The sequence below is a fragment of the Cyanobacteriota bacterium genome, assembly GCA_025054735.1.
Classification (GTDB): Bacteria; Cyanobacteriota; Cyanobacteriia; order SKYG9; family SKYG9; genus SKYG9.
In genome coordinates, this window is sequence record JANWZG010000253.1 from 1 (window position 1) to 5790 (window position 5790).

Sequence of the window (5790 nt, forward strand, 5' to 3'; positions counted from 1 at the left end):
AGCGTTGACCTGCACGCTTGGCGTTACCATCAAGCTGTGCTGCCTTCAAACTGGGCAAGGCGTGCCTCTAGCTCATCGAGGGAAATGGCACCAGCAAAGGGAACACCATTCATTAGGAAAAAGGGAGTGCCCTGAATGCCAAGGCGATCGCCAAGCTGCATGTCACTCTGGATAGCTTGTGCAGCCCTCTGACTGACACGATCGGCATTAAATCGCTGCTCGTCTAGATGTAGTTGTCGTGCTAAGGCAATGTAGAGATCTTCACCTAGTTGAGCTTGGTTTGCAAACAGACGATCGTGGTAATCCCAAAATCGCCCCTGCTGTCCAGCCGCCCATGCTGCCTTTGCTGCCGCTATGGCTTGGGGATGAATTTGACTCAGGGGATAGTGCTTGTACACTAAGGTTACCTGCCGCTGATGAGCAGTCATAAACTGTTGCAACGTGTCATGTACTCTAGCGCAATAGGGGCATTGAAAATCAGAAAACTCTACTAATACGATTTGGCGTTGGGGTGCTCCTAGCACAGGAGATTGCCCAATGATGGCGCGAGGATTCGTCTGATAGGGTCGTAATGCTGCTGCCTGAGCCTGTTGACGCTGAGATTGCTGCTGTTGCTCGTAGCGTTGAACTGACTCCAAAATTGCCTCTGGATGTGCCCGAATCACATCGAGAACCTGAGCCTCAAACTGAGAATCCACAACAGCTAGGGCAGGCATGGCCCAACTTAGCCATAGACTACTGAGAAGTACAGCTAAACATCGGGCAACACATTTTACCCAGCGATCGCAGTATGGCATGACAACCTGTCCTAATAGTCATGTAAATGATGAATGATGACTTCTACCATAGCGTAATTCCAGACTTTAGGTGTCACGCCCTCCTAGTGCCCATGCCAGCAGTGCCACAACTGCAACTGTGGGTATCCAACCCAGCCCGCCAGCGATCGTATCGACCAGTCTCAGCGGAACAATCACCAGAAAATAGGGCAGCAGAGCTGCGGTTGCCAACACAACTAGGGTGATGAGAACAAGCATAAATGGTGATCAATCCTCTTACGTAAATCCTTCGGTAACGTGATGACGAAACTTGCTGTTGTTGGTTAGGGCAGTTAACTCATCGAGTAGACCTTGATTACTCAGTCCTATCTAACATGGTTGCACTAGCATTACTAGCCGAAACACTGCTAGGCTTGGCGGCGATCGTCATTTCTTCAACAGCTCCTGGTTCACCCATGGGCTTTGCCTGCTCACGATTAACAGCCACCAAAACTCCGCCTGCGTTACCCGCCCGAATTACAACCCGTTGATTGGCCCCCCAAGCACGTTCAGTTCCCTCAGATAGCACCCCTTCCAGTAGAGTGTTGCCATCAACTTCAACCCGCAGCCACGACTGTTCCTTGAGCTTAATTGCAACTTGAATTGGCTTTGACAGGTCAGCACTATCTTCTACAGGAACTAAGTTTGGAAAGATAGCGTGTTCCAGGGATTGTAACCCAGTGACAGCAGAGGATTGTTTTGACTCAGACGTTGCAGGCACCGCAAGTGACACAGCTGTGGAAGTAGATCCAGTTCGATTAGTAGGAAGTGATGGTTGTAGCTGTTCACTGGTCACTTCAATAATTTCTGGTAGTGATGGATCGCCAATAAAATATGACAACCCATTAACAGCTATAAAGATGAGACCAGCATATAAACAATACAGATGAATAGGTTGCAGTTGGGCTTTAGTCCACGATCGTGATTGCTTGCCTCTAGGCAACCGCATGAGAGTTTCAGTAGGAAACGCCGCTGACAGTGCAGAGCCATCCATACCTAATGCTTGGGCAAACAGCTTGATGTAGCCTTGGATAAATACAGGCTCTGGCAGTTGGCTCAAATCACCTGCCTCGATCGCTCTCAGTAATCTGGGCTGAATTTTTGTGCGCAATTCAATATCCTCTAGTGATAAAGCTCGCTGCTCGCGCGCTTGGCGCAGATAAGTGCCGATTTCCTGCAACTTAATAGCTTGCTCTTCACGTAAGGCAGATTCTACCTGACCATGACTACGCCAACGTCCTCTCAGCCGCTTTATCACATTACCTGTCATACCGCTCACAAGACTCACACCTGAACTGTACTATCTACCGGAACTCGATCATAAACCCTTCTTTGCTAGGAGAACTAGCCCTCTACTAAAGAGCGTAAGGACTTAATATCAGTAGGCGTAAGCACACGATATTGCCCTACTGGTAAATTCCCTAGCTGCAAGTTACCAATTGCAACTCGATGTAAACTCACTACGGGGTGCCCTAACAACTCTGCTACGTTACGAATTTGCCGATTTCTCCCCTCTCGCAACACAACTTCCAATAGACTTTGGGTAGCTGTTCGCTTTACCACCCGAACTGTTGCAGGGAGTGTTTTTCTGCCAGCTAGCATAACCCCCTGCCTCCACTCTTGCAAGGTAGAAACGGACGGATTACCGTCAACCCAAACCCGATAGGTTTTAGCAACATGATGGCGGGGGTGGGTCAAGGCATTGGTAAGTGCTCCATCATTGGTTAATAAAACTGCTCCAGTTGAGTCTGCATCGAGCCGCCCAACAATGTGCAGACCTTGGCCCTGGTGTAGTGATCTTGGTAGCAAATCTAGTACAGTCATTCGACCATAGGGATCATGGCATGTGCAAATCACCCCAATCGGCTTATGCACCAAGATGGAACAATGCTGAGGACGATTGACTAGTTCTAGTGCTACCCCGTCTACCACAATTTGATCAACGTGGGGATCAGCCATCTGCCCAAGGTGAGCAATGATGCCATTGACTTTTACTCGTCCTGCTAGGATCCACTGCTCCGCTCTGCGTCGAGATGTAAGCCCCCACTGAGCAAGAACTTTTTGTAATCTTTCTGGCATAACTTTTGTAATCTATTTGACCTAACTTAGGTACGCATTGTCGGACTTTCCGTGTAACCTGCTAGCCATTGCCCAAAGCTACATAGGAGTCATGGCAAGATGGTTACAAACTATCCATTGCATCATCTGGCAGGGTTAGGCAAGAGATTCTTATACTAGAAAGGCTAGGGGTAGACAGTGCTAGATGGAAACATAGAAATATTTTCATGAGAATATTATTAGTTGATGACGATGAAATACTAACTCAAGCCATCGCACGCCAATTGGCATCTCAACCCTACGCTGTTGATATTGCTGCAGATGGTGAAGCTGGATGGGATTTTGCTCAAGCAACTACCTACGACCTAGTGGTTTTAGACATTAATCTCCCTAAGCTAGACGGTATTCAATTGTGTCAGCGACTACGTGACCATAAGTACACAAACCCCATTCTGTTGCTGACTGCTAAAGGAGAAAGTTCTGACAAAGTCATGGGGCTAGACGCTGGGGCCGATGATTATGTTGTTAAGCCATGCACAATTGAAGAACTCTGTGCCCGAATTCGAGCCTTGTTGCGTCGGCGATCTGCCACTAGTTCCCCAGTGCTAACATGGGGTTATCTCCGTTTGGATCCTAGCACTTGTGAGGTTACCTATAAGAACCAACCACTCAATTTATCACCCAAAGAATATGGGCTATTAGAATTGCTGCTGAGAAATCCTCAGCGAATTTTTAGTAGCAGCAGCATTCTTGAACACCTGTGGGGATTCGAAGACGCACCCAGTGAAGAAACTGTTAGGACACACGTTAAACGGCTGCGGCGTAAGCTTAAGGCATTGGGGGCTGAGAATTTAATTGATACTGTATATGGAATGGGGTATCGCCTAAAGTCTCCTGACTCTTTATCATCAGCAACTCAAGCGAGGGCAGCAACGATCGCCCTGTGGGAGCAATTTAAGCCATCGGTGCTAGAGCGGCTAGCTGTTTTAGAGCAAGCAGTCGGTGCCTTAAAATCTGGCACATTGTCAGACTCGCTACATCAACGTGCGCAGCAAGCTGCTCATAAGTTAGCAGGCTCCCTCGGTATGTTTGGGTTTCCCGATGGTTCACAGCTAGGGCGAGAGATTGAAGATTGGTTGTTTAAGTCAGCCACTCAAACTGACAACACTCAATTGTCTAGGTTGGTCACGGCGCTACAACAAGTTCTCCAGCGATCGCCAACGCTATCAACAGTTCCAGTTGCTCATCTGCCTTCACCGTTGACGGTTAATCCCATATTGTTGGTTGTGGATGACGATTTAGCGCTAGCAAACCAGTTGCAGACCATGGCCACTAGCTACGGAATCCAGGTTGAGGCTGCTGTTGATCCAAACTCTGCTAGGGAAACGCTAAAGCAACTTACTCCAAGTATCATCTTGCTAGATTTGAAGTTTCCTCATGGCGTTGATGATGGCCTAGTGTTGCTAGAAGAACTAGGAAAGACACTGCCTCATGTGCCTATCTTGGTATTTACTGTGCGGGATACGCTTTACGATCGCCTTGCCGTAGTTCGCCAGGGCAGTTATCGTTTCATCTCTAAGTCTACGCCCCTAAACCAAGTGCTAGAAACCGTGCGGGATGTCCTTAACCAATCTCGATCTTCTGAGATGCATGTGCTAGCGCTCGATGATGATCCTTTGGTTCTAGTTGCCCTGCAACAGTGCCTATCTCAATGGGGCATTCGCGTAACCACACTGGCTGATCCCGGACAACTGTGGAGTACCTTAGAAGCAGATAGCCCTGATTTGCTGATCTTAGATATTGAAATGCCCAAAATCAACGGCATTGAGCTATGTCAAGTAATTCGCAACGATCAAGCGTGGAACAGCTTGCCTATCTTGTTTCTCACGACCCATCAAGATCCTGAAACCATTCTCCAAATTTATAGCGCTGGAGCTGATGATTACGTGCCCAAGCCTTTTACAGAACCGGAACTGATTACTCGCATCCTTAACCGCCTGGAACGCAATCGCCTGTTACGCAATCTGGCAGAAACTGATCCCCTCACAGGAGTAGCCAATCGTCGTCGTTCTACCCAAGAACTTAACCGTTACTTAGCGCTACGTCAACGTCATCACCAACCTTTTTGTCTTGCTGTTATTGACCTAGACCATTTCAAATGCATCAACGACCAGTATGGGCATGATGTGGGAGACTTGGTGATCAAGCGCATCGCTAATATTCTGCAACAGGCATTTCGCCGAGAAGATATTGTTGCCCGCTGGGGAGGTGAAGAATTTCTAGTAGGCATGTATGGTATTACCAAGCAGCAGGCTGCTGACCGACTGCAAGAAGTATCGCGGATTGTACAACAAGAGAATTTTCTTAATACTTCTGCTATGCACCTGCATCTGACATTTAGTGCCGGTGTTGCTGAGGCACCCCACGATGGAGAAGACTTCCGTAGCCTTTATCAAGCTGCTGATATTGCTATGTATCAGGCAAAAGCTATGGGACGCAACCGCATTATCATCTATTCAGCGGAATATACTCAGCAATCTGAGTCCTAGCTATCTAGTAACCAGCTAGCTAAATAGTGGCTGAAGCACCTGTCTCAGCTCATTAGTAGCACTTGCTTGGTTATCATTAGCTTCTTGGAACTGAGCTAGCAGGCCAGCGATCGTCTCTAACTTACTTTGAATAGTGTTCAAATTGTCTTGCACAGGCTGCAACAGCTCTCGATATAGATTTACTCTTCCCCACGCTTCACCCACAGCTCGATACTGCTCACCTAAAGCTTGTTGTCGTTGCTGCAACTCGTTGTACCAGTCCTCTTGCCGTTGTCTCTGTTGCTCAACTTGCCCCTGTGCCTGCTCTAACTCAGCACGTAGCTGATCGACTGAACCATTCAGGGCATGAGATGCTTCGCTATACTGCT

6 protein-coding genes are annotated in these 5790 nt (G+C 47.9%); 1 reads left to right on the plus strand and 5 read right to left on the minus strand.

All coding sequences use genetic code 11. The features are described from left to right. Positions 1-29: 29 nt before the first annotated feature. The 4 genes from NZ772_12410 to NZ772_12425 form a co-directional block, all read right to left on the minus strand. Entirely contained in the window at positions 30-797 is a 768-nt protein-coding gene (locus NZ772_12410) for a thioredoxin domain-containing protein (protein ID MCS6814352.1), read from the minus strand. A 66-nt stretch (positions 798-863) separates the two neighbouring features. Continuing rightward, positions 864-1034: a hypothetical protein gene (locus NZ772_12415; protein ID MCS6814353.1), complete on the minus strand. Its 171-nt coding sequence runs from the start codon at positions 1032-1034 to the stop codon at positions 864-866. Between the two features lie 97 nt (positions 1035-1131). Beyond that, the gene (locus NZ772_12420) at positions 1132-2085 is read right to left on the minus strand and encodes a DUF4115 domain-containing protein (protein ID MCS6814354.1); all 954 of its coding nucleotides are present in this window, start codon (positions 2083-2085) and stop codon (positions 1132-1134) included. 74 nt (positions 2086-2159) lie between these two features. Next, a complete protein-coding gene (locus NZ772_12425) occupies positions 2160-2894 on the minus strand; it encodes an rRNA pseudouridine synthase (protein MCS6814355.1) in 735 nt (244 codons plus the stop codon). A 206-nt stretch (positions 2895-3100) separates the two neighbouring features. Here NZ772_12425 and NZ772_12430 point away from each other — a divergent pair, with 206 nt between their 5' ends. Next, the gene (locus NZ772_12430; protein ID MCS6814356.1) at positions 3101-5422 is read left to right on the plus strand and encodes a response regulator; all 2322 of its coding nucleotides are present in this window, start codon (positions 3101-3103) and stop codon (positions 5420-5422) included. 15 nt (positions 5423-5437) lie between these two features. On the opposite strand, the gene NZ772_12435 is transcribed toward NZ772_12430, so the two are convergent. Next, positions 5438-5790, minus strand: a 353-nt coding sequence (locus tag NZ772_12435; GenBank protein ID MCS6814357.1) for a hypothetical protein, incomplete at its 5' end; no start/stop codon positions are given.

What these genes read in the sequence shown, in the direction of transcription:
- NZ772_12410 (MCS6814352.1), bottom strand. Translation starts at nt 797, where the DNA reads ATGCCATACTGCGATCGCTGGGTAAAATGTGTTGCCCGATGTTTAGCT.
- NZ772_12415 (MCS6814353.1), bottom strand. Translation starts at nt 1,034, where the DNA reads ATGCTTGTTCTCATCACCCTAGTTGTGTTGGCAACCGCAGCTCTGCTG.
- NZ772_12420 (MCS6814354.1), bottom strand. Translation starts at nt 2,085, where the DNA reads ATGACAGGTAATGTGATAAAGCGGCTGAGAGGACGTTGGCGTAGTCAT.
- NZ772_12425 (MCS6814355.1), bottom strand. Translation starts at nt 2,894, where the DNA reads ATGCCAGAAAGATTACAAAAAGTTCTTGCTCAGTGGGGGCTTACATCT.
- NZ772_12430 (MCS6814356.1), top strand. Translation starts at nt 3,101, where the DNA reads ATGAGAATATTATTAGTTGATGACGATGAAATACTAACTCAAGCCATC.